Source organism: Citrifermentans bremense R1 (assembly GCF_000426865.1).
Taxonomy (GTDB): Bacteria; Desulfobacterota; Desulfuromonadia; order Geobacterales; family Geobacteraceae; genus Geomonas; species Geomonas bremensis.
In genome coordinates this window covers 1-1,935 of sequence record NZ_AUGE01000075.1, presented here as the reverse complement: position 1 = coordinate 1,935, position 1,935 = coordinate 1, and the positions used below count along the sequence as shown (strand labels likewise).

Below are 1,935 nucleotides of genomic sequence, written 5' to 3'. Positions count from 1 at the left end.
TGAATTCTTGTGAGTATCGAGCCATGTGATTGCCTCCTCCGCCCGCAGTTTACAGGTGAGCTATTGAGGCGACAACTATTTTGACACGGCGGGCCTCCCAGAAAGCACCGTTACGCTCCTTTCGCTGGTTATATTCTTGATCGGTCCTGCCAGCGATCAACTGCAGACTCTTCGGTATGGTATCCATGTGATTATCAACGACCAGAAGATGAATATGATTTGACGTGGCCGTATAATTCAGCACTTGAAGACCAAAGCGCTTTCTGGCCTCGAAAAGCCAGTAGCGCCAACGTTGTCGATCCTTGGCGAACTTCAGCAGGAACTCCTTTTTATGGCACCGATGAGTAATGTGCCATACCTGCCCTGGTATGTGGTGCCTGTTAGCTCTTGCCATGCATTATTGGCCCCATTTTGCCGGTAAAAAGGTGCTTCTAAGGGTGAAATACAGGGAGTTTTTCGGGTATTGTCGTGTCATTACAGCATCCTACCTTGGTCCGACCCCGCCACACGCCGCCACACGACCTGTTTGGCGCTTCGCTAGGCGCCATGTACTCTTGCCAGGTTTTCCCCCTTATGCTACTGTTTCCAGGCCGAAGGAGGTCACATCATGCCCGCCAACCCCAAACAACTCGATCTTACAGCCCTTTCTCCTTCCGCACGCCGGGAGATGAGGGACTTTTACCAGTTTTTGCTGTCCCGCCAGACAAAACAGCCCCGACGGAATTCACTACCGGGGAAGAGCAATGGTTTTACCAAGCTCTGTGGCAAGTTGTCCTGGAAAGGGGACGCAGTAGCAGTTCAGCGGAGCATGCGTGATGAGTGGTAACCGCCGGTTTCTGCTAGATACGAATGCTGTTGTCTCCCTTCTAGCCGGAAATCGTGACCTTGCCTATAAACTTGAAACTGCCGAGTACGTTGGCATCTCCGTCATCACCTATCTCGAATTTCTCGCCTTCGACGGCTTGTCTGAAAGTGACCGTGACTGTTTTGTGAGGTTTGTGGAGCTTGTAGAGGTAGTACCGCTTGCGCACGACGACAGCGGACTTATTTCCAAGGCTCTTGATCTAAGGATGCAGTTCCGGATGAAACTTCCCGATGCGATAATCGGCGCAACCGCCCTCTTCCGCAAATCCTGCCTGATCACCAATGACTCGCATTTCAGCAAGGTAAGCCCACTTACTGTTCACTCGTGCTGATTTCACCCCAGCCTCTTTCCCACCCCTTCGGTTTCGCTTGTGTGATCTCAATCAGTTAGCCAACGTCGCGGCGTGACCTGCGGAGCGCTTGGCTCCGCATCCGAGTTATCAATTTATCAATGCCTGGCCCCATCGCACCACTTTACCCTTTTTACCTATTGGATTTGCGTAACTCCAAAGGGACATAAATGATTTGCGGCAAACTTGAAACACAAATTCTTCAGAAGTATTGATTGGCGTGATCATGGTCACTCCTCAATATGAGCCTTCAGTTCAAACTAACGCGATCACACCGCCACTTGCTTTTTGCCAACGTCTTCGAGCCTGACTAGCGGCTTTAGCTGAATGGTATTGGCGAGTGTTGGAATCCAAGGCAGCCTTATCACCTAAAAAGATTTATTCTGAGGTCATTGCAAATGTGACGTAAGTTTTGATTATGAGTATCGACTGTGATTTTTTTGTTCTTGTACTTATTGATCAATAGATTAAGCAATTGTGTCATATACCCGCTATTCCGGATTTTTTCTTCCGTATAGCAGACCCAAATTGTTATTTCCTTCCCGGTCACCTCGTACATCAGGTAAGCCTTGTTGTGTATTGCTATGACTTCATATTTCGTAAATTTCTTGAACGATTGATCTAGATAGTTTCCGTCCGGAAACATAACGTGCTGAATTTGTTGTCTAATCCCCGAGAAAGTGCTTAGGTTTTAGTTGTCGCCGTGCTATAATCCGTTCCG

3 protein-coding genes are annotated in these 1,935 nt (G+C 48.5%); 1 reads left to right on the top strand and 2 read right to left on the bottom strand.

All coding sequences use genetic code 11. The features are described 5' to 3' along the window. Positions 1–49: 49 nt before the first annotated feature. Complete coding sequence (locus K419_RS0118860) at positions 50–394, bottom strand: transposase (RefSeq protein ID WP_026842901.1); 345 nt, start codon at positions 392–394, stop codon at positions 50–52. A 421-nt stretch (positions 395–815) separates the two neighbouring features. Between K419_RS0118860 and K419_RS0118850 the strand changes: the two genes are divergently transcribed. Continuing rightward, entirely contained in the window at positions 816–1,196 is a 381-nt protein-coding gene (locus K419_RS0118850) for a type II toxin-antitoxin system VapC family toxin (RefSeq protein ID WP_026842900.1), read from the top strand. Between the two features lie 382 nt (positions 1,197–1,578). On the opposite strand, the gene K419_RS24465 is transcribed toward K419_RS0118850, so the two are convergent. After that, complete coding sequence (locus K419_RS24465) at positions 1,579–1,773, bottom strand: GNAT family N-acetyltransferase (RefSeq protein WP_404813211.1); 195 nt, start codon at positions 1,771–1,773, stop codon at positions 1,579–1,581. Positions 1,774–1,935: the final 162 nt, after the last annotated feature.

What these genes read in the sequence shown, in the direction of transcription:
- K419_RS0118860 (WP_026842901.1), bottom strand. Translation starts at nt 394, where the DNA reads ATGGCAAGAGCTAACAGGCACCACATACCAGGGCAGGTATGGCACATT.
- K419_RS0118850 (WP_026842900.1), top strand. Translation starts at nt 816, where the DNA reads ATGAGTGGTAACCGCCGGTTTCTGCTAGATACGAATGCTGTTGTCTCC.
- K419_RS24465 (WP_404813211.1), bottom strand. Translation starts at nt 1,773, where the DNA reads ATGTACGAGGTGACCGGGAAGGAAATAACAATTTGGGTCTGCTATACG.